This is a genomic window from Pseudomonas rhizosphaerae (assembly GCF_000761155.1).
GTDB lineage: Bacteria > Pseudomonadota > Gammaproteobacteria > Pseudomonadales > Pseudomonadaceae > Aquipseudomonas > Aquipseudomonas rhizosphaerae.
The window spans coordinates 1,327,541-1,343,563 of sequence record NZ_CP009533.1; the positions used below are offsets into that span (position 1 = coordinate 1,327,541).

Annotated in this window: 16 protein-coding genes; 11 read left to right on the forward strand and 5 right to left on the reverse strand. The window is 62.3% G+C overall.

Going from position 1 to position 16,023, the window contains the following annotated elements; translation table 11 throughout:
- Nucleotides 1–313: 313 nt before the first annotated feature.
- Both LT40_RS06035 and pdxB read left to right on the forward strand, forming a co-directional pair.
- Entirely contained in the window at nucleotides 314–793 is a 480-nt protein-coding gene (locus LT40_RS06035; RefSeq protein WP_043193342.1) for a DUF1289 domain-containing protein, read from the forward strand.
- 130 nt (nucleotides 794–923) lie between these two features.
- Nucleotides 924–2,066, forward strand: a complete 1,143-nt coding sequence (gene pdxB / locus LT40_RS06040) for a 4-phosphoerythronate dehydrogenase PdxB (RefSeq protein ID WP_043187668.1) — start codon at nucleotides 924–926, stop codon at nucleotides 2,064–2,066.
- Between the two features lie 83 nt (nucleotides 2,067–2,149).
- On the opposite strand, the gene LT40_RS06045 is transcribed toward pdxB, so the two are convergent.
- The gene (locus LT40_RS06045; RefSeq protein ID WP_043187671.1) at nucleotides 2,150–2,329 is read right to left on the reverse strand and encodes a PA1571 family protein; all 180 of its coding nucleotides are present in this window, start codon (nucleotides 2,327–2,329) and stop codon (nucleotides 2,150–2,152) included.
- 142 nt (nucleotides 2,330–2,471) lie between these two features.
- Between LT40_RS06045 and LT40_RS06050 the strand changes: the two genes are divergently transcribed.
- On the forward strand, nucleotides 2,472–4,229 hold the full coding sequence (locus LT40_RS06050) for an ABC transporter ATP-binding protein/permease (protein ID WP_043187675.1): 1,758 nt from the start codon (nucleotides 2,472–2,474) through the stop codon (nucleotides 4,227–4,229).
- A 34-nt stretch (nucleotides 4,230–4,263) separates the two neighbouring features.
- On the opposite strand, the gene ppnP is transcribed toward LT40_RS06050, so the two are convergent.
- Together ppnP and LT40_RS06060 are read right to left on the reverse strand one after the other, a co-directional pair.
- Nucleotides 4,264–4,545 carry a pyrimidine/purine nucleoside phosphorylase gene (gene ppnP, locus LT40_RS06055; protein ID WP_043187677.1) on the reverse strand — a complete coding sequence of 94 codons (282 nt, stop codon included), beginning with the start codon at nucleotides 4,543–4,545 and terminating at the stop codon, nucleotides 4,264–4,266.
- Nucleotides 4,546–4,616: 71 nt separating this feature from the next.
- The gene (locus LT40_RS06060; protein WP_043187680.1) at nucleotides 4,617–5,159 is read right to left on the reverse strand and encodes a 3'-5' exonuclease; all 543 of its coding nucleotides are present in this window, start codon (nucleotides 5,157–5,159) and stop codon (nucleotides 4,617–4,619) included.
- Between the two features lie 251 nt (nucleotides 5,160–5,410).
- On the opposite strand from LT40_RS06060, the gene LT40_RS06065 reads away from it, so the two are divergent.
- Nucleotides 5,411–6,202 carry a substrate-binding periplasmic protein gene (locus LT40_RS06065; protein ID WP_043187683.1) on the forward strand — a complete coding sequence of 264 codons (792 nt, stop codon included), beginning with the start codon at nucleotides 5,411–5,413 and terminating at the stop codon, nucleotides 6,200–6,202.
- A gap of 1 nt (nucleotide 6,203) precedes the next feature.
- Here the strand turns inward: LT40_RS06065 and LT40_RS06070 are convergent, their stop codons facing one another.
- Together LT40_RS06070 and LT40_RS06075 are read right to left on the reverse strand one after the other, a co-directional pair.
- A complete protein-coding gene (locus tag LT40_RS06070) occupies nucleotides 6,204–6,398 on the reverse strand; it encodes a DUF6316 family protein (RefSeq protein WP_043187686.1) in 195 nt (64 codons plus the stop codon).
- A gap of 96 nt (nucleotides 6,399–6,494) precedes the next feature.
- Nucleotides 6,495–7,871, reverse strand: a complete 1,377-nt coding sequence (locus LT40_RS06075) for a class II fumarate hydratase (RefSeq protein ID WP_043193344.1) — start codon at nucleotides 7,869–7,871, stop codon at nucleotides 6,495–6,497.
- A 223-nt stretch (nucleotides 7,872–8,094) separates the two neighbouring features.
- Between LT40_RS06075 and LT40_RS06080 the strand changes: the two genes are divergently transcribed.
- The 7 genes from LT40_RS06080 (at nucleotide 8,095) to LT40_RS06110 (ending at nucleotide 15,958) form a co-directional block, all read left to right on the forward strand.
- Entirely contained in the window at nucleotides 8,095–8,634 is a 540-nt protein-coding gene (locus LT40_RS06080) for a DUF2059 domain-containing protein (RefSeq protein ID WP_043187688.1), read from the forward strand.
- A 14-nt stretch (nucleotides 8,635–8,648) separates the two neighbouring features.
- Nucleotides 8,649–8,945: a BolA family protein gene (locus LT40_RS06085; protein WP_043187691.1), complete on the forward strand. Its 297-nt coding sequence runs from the start codon at nucleotides 8,649–8,651 to the stop codon at nucleotides 8,943–8,945.
- Between the two features lie 167 nt (nucleotides 8,946–9,112).
- The gene (gene trhO, locus LT40_RS06090; RefSeq protein ID WP_043187694.1) at nucleotides 9,113–10,051 is read left to right on the forward strand and encodes an oxygen-dependent tRNA uridine(34) hydroxylase TrhO; all 939 of its coding nucleotides are present in this window, start codon (nucleotides 9,113–9,115) and stop codon (nucleotides 10,049–10,051) included.
- A gap of 4 nt (nucleotides 10,052–10,055) precedes the next feature.
- Nucleotides 10,056–10,691, forward strand: coding sequence for a DsbA family protein (locus LT40_RS06095; protein ID WP_043187698.1), 636 nt, complete (start codon nucleotides 10,056–10,058; stop codon nucleotides 10,689–10,691).
- On the forward strand, nucleotides 10,684–12,516 hold the full coding sequence (locus LT40_RS06100) for an ABC transporter ATP-binding protein (protein ID WP_052393265.1): 1,833 nt from the start codon (nucleotides 10,684–10,686) through the stop codon (nucleotides 12,514–12,516). The genes LT40_RS06095 and LT40_RS06100 overlap by 8 nt, the downstream gene beginning before the upstream one ends.
- A gap of 150 nt (nucleotides 12,517–12,666) precedes the next feature.
- On the forward strand, nucleotides 12,667–15,129 hold the full coding sequence (locus tag LT40_RS06105) for an EAL domain-containing protein (RefSeq protein WP_043187701.1): 2,463 nt from the start codon (nucleotides 12,667–12,669) through the stop codon (nucleotides 15,127–15,129).
- A 46-nt stretch (nucleotides 15,130–15,175) separates the two neighbouring features.
- Entirely contained in the window at nucleotides 15,176–15,958 is a 783-nt protein-coding gene (locus LT40_RS06110; protein ID WP_043187704.1) for an iron-containing redox enzyme family protein, read from the forward strand.
- The last annotated feature ends 65 nt before the right edge of the window (nucleotides 15,959–16,023 follow it).

Consider the following 16,023-nt stretch of genomic DNA (forward strand, 5'->3'; position numbering starts at 1 on the left):
GTCTTTTCGGCCGTTCAGCCAGGAAGGCAGGTATTCCTTACAGAAGCTGTTTTCAAAGTTTTACGCCTGTAGAAGGGAAAACTGATGAGGGCTGGCACCGGATGAACGGTGCCAACACCCTTCTACTGGATCAACTGTGCTCGTGACGCTTTGAAAACAGCTTCCAATGGACATTGGCGCCTAAAAAGGCTGCATGATTCTACGTTATCTTGCGCAGGAAGTTAAGTTAAGCCCCACTCTTTCTGGGGTGACCCCTGTTAGACAAAGGACTAACATGCGCCCGGTGTTCCACCGTCCAGCGTGCCGATCCACCATGTCCAACCATTCCATCAAGACGCCCTGCGTGGGCTTGTGCTCGACCGTCTACGGCGACCTGGTGTGCCGCGGCTGCAAGCGCTACCACCATGAAGTCATCCATTGGAACGGCTATGACGAGGCGCAGAAACGCGCGGTGTGGGTCCGTCTGGAGCAGTTGCTGGTGCAGGTCATGGTGGCCAAGCTGGAAGTGTTCGACCCCTTGAAGCTGCGCCAACAACTGGAACAACGCAAGATCCGTTTCGTCGAGCGGCAGTCGGAATACTGCTGGGCCTACCAGTTGATCGCCCGTGGTGCCCGTGTGATCAACAACCTGGAAGCCTATGGGCTGGTGCTGCTGCCCGAGTTCCGCGATTGGGATCTGCCGCAACTGCGCGATGCCATCGATCGGGAATTCTTCATTCTGTCCGAGGCTCATTACCAACGTTATATCGCGCCGGCGTTCGTGCGCGAGTTGAGCGAACAGCGCATTATCTGAATCTAAGTCTGCGGTGAGGCCTTCGCGGGCAGAGGCCCGCTCCCACCGGGACCGCGCTTGCTCTTGTGTGGGAGCGGGTCTCTGCCCGCGAACAGGCTACCCCGATCACTCCATAATTCTGGATACCCCCATGCTCATAGTCGCCGACGAAAACATCCCGCTGCTCGACGCTTTCTTCGAAGGCTTTGGAGAAATCCGCCGCTACCCTGGCCGGTCCATCGATCGGGCGGCGGTTGCCGATGCCGATGTGCTGCTGGTGCGCTCGGTGACTCAGGTCGACCGTGCCCTGCTCGAGGGCAGCAAGGTGCGCTTCGTTGGCACCTGCACGATCGGCACCGACCATCTGGACCTCGAGCACTTCGCCCAAGCCGGTATCCGCTGGGCCAGCGCACCGGGCTGCAATGCCCGTGGTGTGGTCGACTACGTGCTGGGCAGCCTGCTGACCCTGGCCGAGATCGAAGGGCTGCCCCTGAGCGAGCGGCGTTACGGCATTGTCGGGGCCGGCCAGGTCGGCGGGCGCCTGGTCCAGGTGCTGCGCGGCCTGGGCTGGGACGTGCAGGTGTGCGACCCCTTGCGCGAGGCGCAAGAAGCCGGCGATTTCGTCAGCCTGGAGCACATCCTTGAATACTGCGACGTGATCAGCCTGCACACGCCGTTGACCCGCAGCGGCCCTCACCCGACCTGGCACCTGTTCGACGATGCGCGTCTGCGCGCTCTCAAGCCGGGCACCTGGCTGATCAATGCCGCGCGAGGCCCGGTGATCGACAATGCCGCGCTGGGCTGGGTCCTGCTGGAGCGTGAAGACCTGCAAGCGGTGCTCGACGTCTGGGAACGTGAACCTGCGGTCGATCCGGCGCTGGCCGAGTGCTGCGTCATCGCTACCCCACACATTGCCGGCTACAGCCTCGACGGCCGCCGCCGCGGCACGGCGCAGATCTACCAGGCGCTGTGCGGATTCCTCGGGCGCGGGGTCGAGATCCACTTGGACGACCTCTTGCCCAAGCCTTGGCTACGCGAAGTCGGCCTGAGCACCGACACCGACCCGGCCTGGGCGCTGGCCATGCTCTGTCGGGGTGTCTACGATCCCCGTCGCGACGATTCCGACTTGCGCCGAAGCCTGGGTGTCGACATCGCCCGGCAACGGCTGGCCTTCGACCAGTTGCGCAAGCACTACCCGCCACGCCGAGAGATCGAAGGTCTGCGGGTGCGCATCGACGGCCCTGCGCCTGCGCTGGAGCGCATCGTCACGGCCCTGGGCGCAGTGCTGGTCTAGCCGGGTGCTGTTGACCAGGGCGCAAAAAGCAGAAACCCGGCCACTGGGGCCGGGTTTCAAAAGCAGCGAAGCGGGTGGGTCGATCAGTCGTTGCCGACCGGCTTGACCACATGTTCTTCCAGTTCGCGACAGGCGTCCTGCACCATGTCTTCGGTAATGGGCACTTCGCGTCCCTGTTCATCGATGATCGAGCCACCGACGGGCTCGTGGGGATGCACGCGTACCACTTCGATGCTCTTTTGCGTGTCGTCATGCGAGCTCATGGCCTGTCTCCTCTTCAGGTGTGTGCGCCGTCTGCTACGGGGCTGCTTCCTAGCTGACTTTGTCCGTTTGATGGAGTTCCACTGTAGTCGATCGAGTGTCTGGGTGTAGGCTTGCAGATCATTCGAATGCGGATCATCTACCTTGCAGCTATTGTCTTCAAGTCAACGTCGTGGCTTGCGCCTGGCCTGGCGCTTCGTGCGTCCCTATCGATGGCAGGCATTCGGCGCGCTGCTTGCGCTGCTGGTCACCGCCGGTATCACCTTGTCCATGGGGCAGGGCATTCGACTGCTGGTCGACCAAGGCTTCATGACCCAGTCGGCGCACCTGCTCAACCGTTCCATCGCCGTGTTCATGGTCCTGGTGCTGGCCCTGGCCACGGGAACGTTCGCGCGCTTCTATTTGGTGTCGTGGATCGGCGAGCGCTGCGTCGCCGACATCCGCAAGCAGGTATTCGACCATCTGGTTCATCTGCACCCGGCGTTCTACGAGAACAACCGCAGTTCGGAAATCCAGTCTCGGCTGACCACCGACACGGCATTGCTGCAGTCGGTCATCGGCTCGTCGCTGTCGATGTTTCTGCGCAACCTGCTGATGGTGATCGGCGGGGTGGTGCTGCTGTTCGTCACCAACCCCAAGCTGACCAGCATCGTGGTGGTCGCCTTGCCGCTGGTGCTGGCGCCGATCCTGATGTTCGGACGCCAGGTGCGGCGCCTGTCGCGGCAAAGCCAGGACCGCATCGCCAACGTCGGCAGCTACGTTGCCGAAACCCTGACCCAGATCAAGACGGTACAGGCCTACAATCACCAGGCCGAAGACCAGCGGCGCTTCGCCGTCACCGTGGAGCAGGCCTTCGATACCGCCAGGCAGCGCATCGTCCAGCGCGCCTGGCTGATCGCACTGGTGATCGTGCTCGTACTGGGCGCCGTCGCGGTGATGCTGTGGGTAGGCGGCATGGACGTGATCGGCGGGCGCATTTCAGCGGGTGAACTGGCCGCGTTCGTTTTCTACAGCCTGATCGTGGGCAGCGCCTTCGGCACCCTCAGCGAGGTGGTCGGCGAGTTGCAGCGCGCCGCCGGTGCCGCCCAGCGCATCGCCGAGTTGTTGCAGGCACGCAGCGATATTCAGCCGCCTGCCGCCGGTTTGCATCAGTTGCCGTCGCGGGTGACAGGGGCGTTGGCCCTCCAGGACGTGGTCTTCGCCTATCCGACGCGTATCGACGCACCGGCCATCCAGGGCATGAGCCTGACGGTCCGCCCGGGTGAAACCCTGGCCTTGGTCGGGCCTTCCGGTGCAGGCAAGTCGACGTTGTTCGATTTGCTGTTGCGTTTCTACGATCCGCAGCAGGGCCGCCTACTCATCGACGGGGTCGATCTGCGCGAGGTGGATCCCCAGGATCTGCGTCGACATTTCGCCATCGTATCGCAGACCCCGGCGTTGTTCTTCGGCAGTGTGGAGGACAACATCCGCTACGGTCGCGCGGACGCTACCGCCGAGCAGGTCGAAGCGGCTGCGCGCATCGCCCATGCCCACGACTTCATCCTGCAGTTGCCCCAAGGCTACCAGACACCCCTCGGCGACGCCGGCATGGGGCTGTCGGGAGGCCAGCGACAGCGCCTGGCGATTGCCCGCGCCTTGCTGGTCGACGCGCCCATCCTGCTGCTCGACGAGGCTACCAGCGCCCTGGATGCGCAGAGCGAGCACCTCATCCAGCAAGCCATGCCCACCCTGATGCAGGGCCGCACGACGCTGGTGATCGCCCACCGTCTGGCCACGGTGCAGAATGCCGATCGCATAGCGGTGATTGACCAGGGATGTCTGGTGGCACTGGGTACCCACGCCGAGCTGGTGGCCAGCAATGCACTGTATGCGCGCCTGGCGCATCTGCAGTTTGGACGCTAGCGCGAAGGGCCCCCGGAGCTGGGGGCCGGAACTGTCAGCGGTATTGGCAGAGGTACGCGGTTTCCACGTCCACGACCAGCTGAAACTTGCTGTTGGCGGGCACGTTGAAGCGACTGCCGGCGGTGAAGGTTTCCCACTCGCTGGCATCGGGCAGCTTGACCTTCAAGGCGCCAGAGACCACGTGCATGATCTCGCTCTGGGCCGTACCGAACTCATACTCGCCCGGCGCCATGACACCAATGGTGGCTGGGCCGTCGGCATCGGCAAAAGCAATGGACTTGACGGTGCCGTCGAAGTACTCGTTGACCTTGAACATGAGGCGGTTCCTTGCGAAGGGATGGAAATGGCTGGCCAGTATGCCCAACCCCCGGCAGGCCGTCATCCGCTTTACGGCGCCAGCACCATGGGCAGCAGGCGCGCGGTATTGCGCGCATCTTCCAGCGCCCGGTGCTGCTGGCCGCTGAACTGCAGGCCGGCCAGTTGCAGTGCGCTGGTCAAGGCAAGCGGTCGTGGCAGCTGACGGGCCTTGGCGAAGCGTTGCTTGAGGTTGATGTGAGGCACTCGTGCCAGCACGCTCTCCAGGTTGTGCCGTTGCCAGTCCTGCAACAGCTGCAGGCGGTCGTAATCGCCCCAGCTGACCCATCCCTGCAGTTGCCCCCGGTACGGCGACAGCCATTGCTCGAAATCTTTCCAGACCTGGGTCAGGCCCGCCGCGGCATCCACGTCCGCTTGGCCGATGTGGGTCAGCGCTCGGCAAAAAGGCGTCAGGCTGGGGCGTCGCAGCGGTTTGACGAAACGCTGGAAGTGGTCGACCTCGCTTGCGTCGCGGTTGACCAGGCTTGCGCCGATCTCGATGATTTCCATTTCAGTGACCGGCCAACCTCCGTCGTCGGTGGTGGCCTCCAGGTCGATGACCAGCCAATGCGGCATACCAGGCTCCCAGGCACATGCGCTTAGAGGCTAGAGCCTAACCCGGCGCAAAGAGTTCCGATATCCCGGCGACCGCGTGACAGAGCGGCTCGGCTCAGCCGGCTGTGGAGGAGGGCAAGGGTGTCCGACGCGGGTACATGGTTTAGCAGTTGTCAGCCCGATGGAAAAGCCCTAGCGTACGTGCTTCGCAAAACGGCTGGTGGGGGTTCTCTGCCTTGAAGTACGGTTATGTTAAGGCGGCCCTGCCACGCATGTTGCTGGCTGGCCTGGCCCTGTGGGCACTGGGCGGCCAGGCAGCCCAGGAAGTGCGCATCGGCGCGGCCCATTTTCCGCCCTACGTCGTGCACCCTGAGCAGGGCCGCAACGAAGGCCTGCTGCCGATGCTGATCGAGCAGCTCAACCAGGCGCAGACCACCTGGCATTTCGTCATGGTGCCCACTTCGATCGCCCGGCGTTATCAGGACTTCGAGCGGGGCAGGGTCGACATGGCGATCTTCGAGAACCCGCTATGGGGGTGGCAGCGCATCAAGCATCGTGCCGTCGATCTGGGCCTCGAGGATGCCGAAGTGTTCGTGGCGCTCAAGGAAGGTAACGACCAGGACGTTTTTGCCGATCTCACGGGCAAGCGGATGGCGCTGTTCTATGGCTACCACTACGCCTTCGCGGATTTCGACGCCAATCCGCAATACCTGCTGCGCCGTTTCAATGCCGTGCTGACCTATTCGCACGAAAGCAACCTGATGATGGTGGTTCGCAAGCGGGCCGACATCGCGATGGTCACGCGCTCGTTCCTTGCCGATTTCGTGGCCAACAACCCGGACGTTGGCGCGCAGCTGCTGGTCTCGCAACGCGTGGACCAGATCTATCGGCACTACGCGCTGGTACGTCCCGGCGCGCCGATCACGGCCGAGGAGTTCACCACGCTGATGCAACAGATGCACGCCACGGGAAGACTGTCGCCCATCTTCACACCTGCCAAGGTGGCCGTACTGGAGCAGCCAGTGCGTCGGGTCGCCGTGCACAACCCTGCTGTCAAGCCCTGAACTAACGGTACGATTTGCGCCCGGACACGCGGGAGACGTACGCCCGGCTTTCCCGTTCGGCTTCTTCACGGGTCGCGAACGGGCCTTCGAGGGTGTTTTCCCGCGTGCTGAAGAAATAGAAGCCATTGACCGTGCTGAAGCGTTCGGCACGAAAGTGCGTGGTTTCAACGAGGTCCTGGGCACGCTTGCCAAACATGATGTGCATCCTGTGTAGAAATGAATCTCTGTAGTGGATCGGGTAAGCCCACGACCAGCGCCATCGTTGCCGCACGATAACGCTGGCGGCAAGAGCTTAAAGCATTTCTTCGGGTCGTACCCACTGGTCGAACTCGGCTTCGCTCAAGTAGCCCAGAGACAGCGCAGACTCGCGCAGGGTCAAGCCCTCAGCGTAGGCCTTCTTGGCGATCTCGGCGGCTTTATCGTAGCCGATGTGCGGGTTGAGGGCTGTCACCAGCATCAGGCCGCGCTCCAGGTGCTCACCCATTTGTTGCGCATCCGGTACCAGGCCAGCCACGCAGTGCTCCTGAAAGTTGCGACAGCCATCGGCGAGCAGCTTGATGGACTGCAGCAGGTTATGAATGATCACCGGCTTGTATACGTTCAACTGCAGGTGGCCCTGACTGGCAGCGATACCGATCACCACGTCATTGCCCATCACCTGACAGGCCAGCATGGACAGCGCTTCGCATTGGGTCGGATTGACCTTGCCCGGCATGATCGAACTGCCCGGCTCGTTGGCGGGCAGCTTGATTTCGGCAATGCCGGCACGCGGACCGGAACCGAGCAGGCGGAAATCGTTGGCCAGCTTCATCAAGGCCACGGCCAGTGTCTTAAGAGAACCCGACAGGCTGGTCAGGGGTTCATGGCCGGCCAACGCTGCGAACTTGTTCGGCGCGGTGACGAACGGCAGTCCGGAAAGCGCTGCCAGCTCGGCGGCGATCGCTTCGCCGAAGCCCTTCGGAGCATTGAGCCCGGTCCCCACCGCAGTGCCGCCCTGGGCCAGCTCGCACACGGCGGGCAGGGCACTGCGAATAGCCTTCTGCGCATAGTCGAGTTGCGCCACGTAGGCCGAGACTTCCTGGCCGAAGGTGATCGGCGTGGCATCCATCATGTGCGTGCGACCGGTCTTGACCAGGTGCATGTGCCGCCCGGCCAGTTCAGCCAGTCCCTCGGCGAGCACAGCGATCGCCGGCAGCAAGTCGGCTTGTACAGCTTGTACGGCGGCGATGTGCATGGCGGTAGGGAAGCAATCGTTGGAGCTCTGCGAACGGTTGACGTGATCGTTGGGATGCACCGGCGACTTGCCGCCGCGGCCCTTGCCGGCCAGCTCGTTGGCGCGTCCGGCAATCACTTCGTTGACGTTCATGTTGCTCTGGGTACCGCTGCCGGTCTGCCACACGACCAGGGGGAACTGATCATCGTGTTCGCCAGCGAGCACTTCGTTGGCGGCCTGCTCGATCAGACGAGCGATGTCGGCCGGCAAATCGCCATTGCGATCATTGACCCGCGCGGCAGCCTTCTTGACCAAAGCCAGGGCGTGCGAAACCGGCAGTGGCATGCGCTCCTCGCCGATGGCGAAGTTCACCAGCGAGCGTTGGGTCTGGGCGCCCCAGTAGGCCTCTTCAGGAACTTCGACCGGTCCCAGGCTGTCTGTTTCGATACGACTCATGCTGTTCATGCTCCTTGTTGTCGGTCTCGCGTCACACCCTGAAGATGCACGTGCGGGTTTGGCTGCAGTTCATCGGCGGCTCTGGCTGTTAGGGTGCATACCGGGCTTCAGGTTCCATGAAACTGCGCCTGCCGTTCGTAGCCTGGGGTTGAGAGAGGCACGCGCTTGAGCGCAGAATGATCGTTTCTGGGGTTCTACCTCGCCTGCTAGATAAGGAAACTCGATGACTCGTTTTCGCGCCATCTGCACCGCGGCTGTTCTCGTCTGCGCCAGTGGCCAGGTACTTGCCGACACTGCCAGCCATAACGCCAGCGCTGACGCCTTCCTGATGATGGCTCATGCGGACAAACTCGGGACGCCGGTGTACATGCAGGTGCAGCAAATGTTCGCTCAGCGTTTCGAGCAGACCAAGGCACCAGCCAGCAAGCAAGCCACTCTGGAAACCTATCAGGCCAAGGCCAACGCCGCCCTGGATCAGGCCATCGGCTGGCCGAAGCTCAAGCCCGACATGATCAAGCTGTACACTACCAATTTCTCCGAGCAGGAGCTCAAGGACCTGGTCAAGTTCTACCAGTCGCCGTTGGGCAAGAAAGTCCTGGAAAAAATGCCGGCCGTGACCCAGCAATCTGCGCAGCTCACCCAGCAGAAGCTGGAAAGCGCAGTTCCGGTGGTCAACAAGCTGTTGGCTGACATGACCAAGGAGCTCGACCCTCAAGGCGCGGCCAAGGCTGCCGCCGGTCCGGCCAAGCCTGCGAAGCCGTAACGGAGTCGCCGCTAATGTCGATGAAGGAACGCATCGTTTCCACGCTGCAGATGCTGCAACCCGAGCATTTGCAGGTGTTGGACGAAAGTCATATGCACAGTCGCGGTACCGAGACCCATTACAAGGCGGTGTTGGTCAGCGAGCGCTTCGCCGGCCTCAACAGCGTCAAGCGCCACCAGTTGGTGTATGGCACGCTCGGCGAGCTGATGGGTGAGTTCCATGCCCTCGCGCTGCACACCTACACGCCCCAGGAATGGGCTCAGGTCGGTGCTGCGCCAGCGTCGCCGACCTGCGCAGGCGGTGGGCACTGAGTCAGGGATTTTGCTAGAATCCACAACCCGCCAGCGGCATGCCGCTGGCGGGTTTTTATTTGAGCTCTTGAAATCATGAGTTCTTGAAATCTCGATTCTCGAAGACCGAAGCCCCCTGAAAATCCGGTCCGGCCCTTGCGCGGTCGACCACCTGGAGCGTTTTACCCATGACCCAATCAATCGTCGTGGCGGCACTTTACAAGTTCGTCACCCTGGAAAACTACGTCGAAATGCGTGAGCCCCTGTTGCAGGCCATGCTCGACAACGGCATCAAGGGCACCCTGCTGATCGCCGAGGAAGGCATCAACGGCACGGTCTCCGGCACACGCGAAGGCATCGACGGGCTACTGGCCTGGCTCAAGCTCGATCCGCGCATGGACGACATCGACCACAAGGAATCGTATTGCGACGAACAGCCGTTCTATCGCACCAAGGTCAAGCTGAAGAAGGAAATCGTCACCCTCGGCGTTGCCGGCGTGGACCCCAATCGCACGGTTGGGACCTACGTCGAGCCGCAGGACTGGAACGCGTTGCTCGACGACCCTGAAGTCCTGCTCATCGACACCCGCAATGACTACGAAGTCGCCATCGGCACCTTTCAAGGCGCAGTCGACCCCAAGACAGCCTCGTTCCGCGAGTTTCCCGATTACATCAAGGCCCATTTCGACCCAGCGGTGCACAAGAAGGTCGCCATGTTCTGCACCGGCGGCATTCGCTGCGAAAAAGCCTCCAGCTACATGCTCGGCGAAGGCTTCGACGAGGTCTATCACCTCAAGGGTGGCATTCTCAAGTACCTGGAGCAGGTGCCCCAGCAGGAAAGCAAATGGGAAGGTGACTGCTTCGTCTTCGACAACCGGGTCACGGTGCGCCACGACCTGAGCGAGGGCGACTACGACCAGTGCCACGCCTGCCGCACGCCGATCAGTGCCCAGGACCGTGCCAGCGAGCACTACGTGCCCGGCGTCAGTTGCCCCCATTGCTGGAACAGCCTGAGCGAAAAGACCCGCAAGAGCGCCATTGATCGTCAGAAGCAGATCGAACTGGCTCGCGCGCGCAATCTGCCGCACCCTATCGGCCACAATTATCGCAAAGCCGCTCAGGACTGAGTTAATGTCGCGCAAACGCCTGATCTACGTGATGGACCCGATGTGCTCCTGGTGCTGGGGCTTCGCGCCCGTGGCCCAGGCTCTGATCGATCAGGCCGAGGCGGCAGGGGTGCACACCCACATCGTGGTCGGCGGCCTGCGCAGCGGCGGTGCGGCGCTGGAGCCCACTACCCGCGACTACATTCTCGAGCACTGGCACGCGGTGCACGATGCCACTGGCCAACCTTTCGAGTTCGAAGGCGCATTGCCGGCAGGCTTCGTCTATGACACCGAGCCTGCGTGCCGCGCCATCGTAGCGGTACGCGAGCTGGCACCCGATATGGCCTGGCCGCTGGTCAAGCTGATCCAGCAGGCGTTCTATACCCGCTGCCTTGACGTGACCCAACCGGCGGCACTGGCTGTCCTGGCCGAGCAGGCAGGGGTGCCGCGCATCGAGTTCGTCGAGGCATTCGACAGTGACCGCAGGGTGCAGACCACCCAGGCGGATTTCGCCTGGGCGCAGGGGCTGGGTATCGCCGGCTTCCCGACCTTGCTCGCCGAGCGCGACGGGCAGTTGGCCTTGCTCACTAATGGCTACCGGCCGCTTCCCGAGCTTGCACCGTTGCTGGCACGCTGGCTGGAACGAGCCGCCGATGCATGACCGACCCGGCGCGACCGGTGAAGCAGCTTCGCAGGGCGCAGTGTCGTCCGACCGACTGAGCTGGGCCGAAATCCGCCGGCTGGCCTTGCAACACAAGCGTACGCTGTGGACCGCCAACGGCGTTGCCGTACTGGCGACCCTGTGCAGCGTGCCGATCCCGTTGCTGTTGCCGCTGCTGGTCGATGAAGTGCTGCTAGGGCACGTCGGCAGTGCCACGCGCTGGATGAGCCACGTGCTGCCGGCGGGCTGGCAAGTCCCCGTGGGATTCATCGGCCTCATGCTGGTGGTCAGTCTCACCCTGCGTTGTGGCGCGTTGCTGTTCAACGTCGTGCAGGCGCGGTTGTTCGCCGGGCTGGCCAAGGACGTGGTCTATCGGTTGCGCCTGCGCCTGATCGAGCGGCTCAAGCGCATTTCGCTGAGTGAATACGAAAGCCTGGGCAGCGGGACCGTCACGACCCATCTGGTCACCGACCTGGACACCCTCGACAAATTCGTCGGCGAAACCCTCAGCCGTTTCCTGGTGGCCATACTGACCCTGGCCGGGACTGCCGGCATCCTGATGTGGATGCACTGGAAACTGGCCCTGTTGATCCTGCTGTTCAACCCTCTGGTGGTGTACGCCACGGTGCTGTTGGGCAAGCGTGTCAAACACCTGAAAAAACTCGAGAACGACAGTACGGCACGCTTCACCCAGGCGCTCAGCGAAACCCTGGACGCCATTCAGGAAGTGCGCGCCAGCAATCGTCAGGGCTATTTCCTGGGGCGCCTTGGTCTGCGTGCCCGCGAGGTCCGCGACTTCGCCGTCGCCTCCATGTGGAAGAGCGACGCATCGGGCCGTGCCAGTGCGCTGCTGTTCCAGTTCGGCATCGACATCTTTCGCGCCGCAGCGATGCTCACGGTGCTGTTCTCCGACCTGAGCATCGGCCAGATGCTGGCCGTGTTCAGTTACCTCTGGTTCATGATCACCCCAGTGGAACAGCTGCTGAACCTGCAATATGCCTACTACGCCGCAGGCGCCGCCCTCAATCGGATTAATGAATTGCTCGCCCGTGCCGATGAACCCAGGTATCCAGGTGGTAGCGATCCGTTCCACGACCGCGAGACCGTAGGCATCGATATTCGTGGCCTGAGCTTCGCCTATGTCGAAGACAAGGTGCTCGACCGCCTCGACCTGAGCATCGCGGCTGGCGAAAAGGTTGCCATCGTCGGCGCCAGTGGGGGTGGCAAAAGCACTTTGGTGCAGTTGCTGCTCGGGCTCTATACCGCGCAGGCCGGGGAGGTGCGCTTCGGCGGTACGCTGCAGCAGGCCATAGGCCTGGAGACGCTGCGCGATAACGTCGCCGTGGTGCTGCAGCATCCGTCGCTGTTCAACGATACCCTTCGCGCCAACCTGACCATGGGGCGCGAGGCCAGCGACCAGGCGTGCTGGAATGCCTTGCAGATCGCCCAGCTGGACAGCACCGTGCGGGATTTGCCGCAGGGGCTGGACAGCGTCGTCGGCCGCTCGGGCGTGCGTCTTTCCGGTGGCCAGCGGCAGCGCCTGGCGATCGCGCGCATGGTGCTCGCCGAGCCCAAGGTCGTCATCCTCGACGAGGCCACCTCGGCCCTCGATGCGGCCACCGAGTACAACTTGCATCAAGCCCTAGCGCGATTCTTGCGAGGGCGCACTACATTGATCATTGCCCACCGGCTGTCTGCGGTGAAGCAGGCCGACCGCGTACTGGTGTTCGACGGCGGCCGAATCGCCGAAGATGGCGACCATCAGCAACTCATCGCGGAGGGCGGGCTGTATGCGCGTCTGTACGGTTATCTGCAACAGGTTTGAGTTCGCACCTGGCGGCGCATGCGCCACGAAAAAAAAGGCCGAGCACCGAAAAAAAACTGTGCCGGTCCTTTCCGAAACTAGCCTAGAGTGTGCCAGTGGCGATTGAAGTTCTGACTTGGACGTTGCCTGGATGCTGAAGCAAGGAACCTCATGAAGCACACACAGACTCTCGATACACCGAGATTACTGGGGATTGTCTGGCCATTCATCGCCGTCGTGGGGTTGATGGCAATGCTGGGTTGCATCAGCCTTTACGCACTGTCCGCAGTGCGCAGCTATGTCGCGGGCGAAAGCTTCTGGTCCAAGGGCCAGAAAGACGCGATCTACTACCTCAACCTGTACGCCGACAGCCGGGACGAAGAGGTCTTCCAGAAATACCTGCGCGCCATCGCCATTCCCCAGGGCGGGCATCAGCTGCGCCTGGCCCTCGACCGGCCCGAGCCGGATCTGGCAGCGGCTCGGGCGGGCATTCTGAAGGGCAACAACCACCCCGACGACATGCAGAACATCGTCTGGCTGTACCGTCATTTCAGTGATGTCAGCTACATGTCCAGGGCCATTGCGCTGTGGAAGACCGGTGACACCTACCTGGTCCAGCTCGACGAACTGGCGCAGCGCATGCACGCCGCGCAGCAGGCCGGCACCGCAACCGAAGCGGACATGGCCCGCTGGAAGCACCAGATCATGCTCATCAACGACGCCGTCACGCCGGCAGCCATGGCTTTCAGCGCGGCGTTGGGGGAGGGCTCGCGGGCGGTCCAGTACCTGCTGGTGGTGAGCAACCTGCTGGTCGCGCTGCTGTTGATCGTCCTGGCCCTGTGGCGCACGCGCAAGCTGCTCAATCAGCGCCACGCCTTCGCCTACGCCCTGCAACTGGAAAAGGACCGCGCCCAGGTGACCCTGGCGTCGATCGGCGACGGCGTGATCACCACCGATGTCGAAGGCGCGATCCTCTACATGAACCCGGCCGCCGAACGCCTGACCCACTGGAGTGCCGACCAGGCCATGGGGCTGCCCCTGGCGGCGTTGTTCAATCTGCTCGACGAGAACGCGGAGAAAGACAGCTTCACCCTCATCGACCACATCGTCAGTGGCGACCTGCGTGGCGGCAGCGAACACGCGAAATTGATCCAGCGCCTGGACGGCAGCACGGTCTCGGTGACGCTGGTGGGTGCCCCCATCCAGACCGACCAGCACATCAGCGGAACCGTGCTGGTGCTGCACGACATGACCCAGGAACGCCAGTACATCGCCAACCTGTCGTGGCAGGCGACCCATGACGCGCTGACCGGCCTGGCCAACCGCCGCGAGTTCGAGTTCCGCCTCGAACAGGCACTTACGGCGTTGCAGCGCTACCCAGGCTGCCACTCGCTGATGTTCCTGGACCTGGACCAGTTCAAACTGGTCAACGACACCTGTGGCCATGCCGCCGGCGACGAGCTGCTTCGTCACATCTGTGCGGTGTTGCAATCCGGGCTGCGTGAGGGCGATACCCTGGCGCGCCTGGGTGGCGACGAATTCGGCATCCTCATCGAGAACTGCTCGACGACCGAGTCGGAAAAACTTGCCGAAACCCTGCGCCAGACCGTACAGAACCTGCATTTCGTGTGGAAGGGGCGCCCCTTCGTGACCACCGTGAGCGTCGGCATGGTTCACCTGACCCAGGCCCCGATCACCCTCGAAGCCTCGATGCGTGCCGCCGACATGGCCTGCTACCTGGCCAAGGAACGCGGCCGCAACCGAGTTCAGGTCTACCACACGGCTGATAGCGAGCTGACCGTGCGGGTCGACGAAATGGCGTGGGTTCAGCGCCTGCACATGGCCTTGGAAGAGAACCGGTTCTGCCTGTACGCTCAGGAAATTGCCGCGCTGAGCATCCAGGACGGTCCTCCCGGTGGGCATATCGAGATTCTCCTGCGCCTGAGCGATGAAACCGGGCGCATCATCATGCCCGAGGTGTTCATCCCAGCCGCCGAGCGCTATGGCCTGATGACCGCCCTGGACCGCTGGGTCGTGCAGAATGTGTTCAAGGTGGTGCGCCAGACCCTTGACCAACCCGACCAGGGGCCCTTGGCGGTGTGCGCCATCAACCTGTCGGGGATCAGCATCGGTGATGAGGAGTTCCTTGAGTTCCTCCGCGAGCAATTTAGCCTCTATGCAATTCCGGCAGAACTGATATGTTTCGAGATCACCGAGACCAGCGCGATTGCAAATCTGGGCAGCGCTATCCGCTTTATCAATGAATTGAAGGGCTTAGGGTGTCACTTTGCCCTCGACGACTTCTGTGCCGGTATGTCTTCTTTTGCCTATTTGAAACATTTACCCGTCGATTATTTGAAAATCGATGGCAGCTTCGTTAAAGATATGTTGGACGACCCGATCAATCGGGCGATGGTGGAAGTGATCAACCATATTGGCCATGTCATGGGCAAGCGCACCATTGCCGAGTTTGTCGAGACGCCTTTGATAGAACAGGCCTTGCTGGAAATTGGTGTCGACTACGCACAAGGCTATTTGATCGAGCGACCGCAGGTGTTCACCTGTGACAGTCTGCGCCGGCACCTGGGCAGGCTGCGGCCATTGCGATTTGGCGTTCCCGACACTTTCCGATAAGGGCAATTTGCCGCTGTTCTTCACTTAATTAAATGGAGGTTTGCCAGTGAACGATCCTTTTATTCGACTGGGTCCGCTGATGGACGCAAAGAGTTATCCCGAGTGGGCGCAGAAACTCATCGAAGACTGCGCGCCTAACAAGCGGCGGGTCGTCGAGCATGAGGTCTATGCACGAATGCGCGACAATCAGCTGAGCTCGCGCACCATGCGCCACTACCTGATCGGCGGCTGGCCGGTGGTGGAGCAGTTCTCGCTGTACATGGCGCAGAACCTGACCAAGACGCGCTTTGCCCGGCATCCGGGCGAGGACATGGCGCGGCGCTGGCTGATGCGCAATATCCGCGTCGAGCTCAACCATGCCGATTACTGGGTGCACTGGAGCCAGGCGCATGGCGTCAGCCTTCAGGACCTCATCGCCCAAGACGTGCCGGCCGAGCTGCATGCGCTCAGCCATTGGTGCTGGCAGAGCTGTGCCACCGACTCGCTGGCGGTCGCCATGGCGGCCACCAACTATGCCATCGAGGGTGCAACCGGCGAGTGGTCGGCAGTCGTGTGCGCTGACGACACCTACGCCCAGGCATTCCCCGAGCAGAACCGCAAGCGCGCCATGCGCTGGTTGAGCCTGCACGCCCAGTACGACGATGAGCATCCATGGGAAGCCCTGGAAATCATCTGCACGCTGATCGGCAACCACGCTACCGAAGCGCAGCAGACCGAGCTGCGCAACGCCATCTGCAAAAGCTACGACTTCATGTTCCTGTTTCTCGAGCGTTGCATGGCGCTCGAGCAGCAGCGCACCACGACCCTGGACAACAGGGTCGTGGCGTGAAGCCGGTTAGTGGTTGGCAACACAGTGCTGCTCTGACGCAGCACTAGCAGGATCGCCTCAGGCGG